1 protein-coding gene is annotated in these 612 nt (G+C 65.0%); it reads left to right on the forward strand.

Going from position 1 to position 612, the window contains the following annotated elements; all coding sequences use genetic code 11:
- Nucleotides 1–612: superoxide dismutase (locus tag FNH24_RS21390; protein ID WP_152364281.1), on the forward strand; the 612-nt coding region annotated here is incomplete at its 5' end.

Consider the following 612-nt stretch of genomic DNA (forward strand, 5'->3'; position numbering starts at 1 on the left):
CTTCCTGATCTTCCGTACGACTTCGCCGCCCTGGAACCGCACATCTCCGGCGCGATCATGGAACTGCACCACGACAAGCACCACGCCACCTACGTCAAGGGCGTCAACACCGCCCTGGAACAACTCGACGAAGCCCGCGCCAGCAGCTCCTACGCGAACATCAACCGCCTCGAGAAGGACCTCGCCTTCCACCTCGGCGGCCACATCAACCACTCCGTCTTCTGGCCCAACCTCTCCCCCGACGGCGGCGACAAGCCCGACGGCGACCTCGGCGCCGCCATCGACGAAAGCTTCGGCTCCTTCGACGCCTTCCGCGCCCAATTCGAGGCCAACGCCAACGCCATCCAGGGCTCCGGCTGGTCCATCCTCGCCTTCGACGCCCTCGGCCAGCGGCTCAACATCGTCCAACTGTTCGACCAGCAGGGCAACCTGCCCCTGGCGCAGATCCCGATCGTGCTCCTCGACATGTGGGAACACGCCTTCTACCTGCAGTACAAGAACGTCAAGGCCGACTACGTCAAGGCCTGGTGGAACGTCGTCAACTGGGCCGACGCCCAGAAGCGCTACGCCGCCGCCAAGGCGCAGACCCCGGGATTGATCAACCCCGCCTGA

This window comes from Microlunatus speluncae (assembly GCF_009299835.1).
Lineage (GTDB): Bacteria > Actinomycetota > Actinomycetes > Propionibacteriales > Propionibacteriaceae > Microlunatus > Microlunatus speluncae.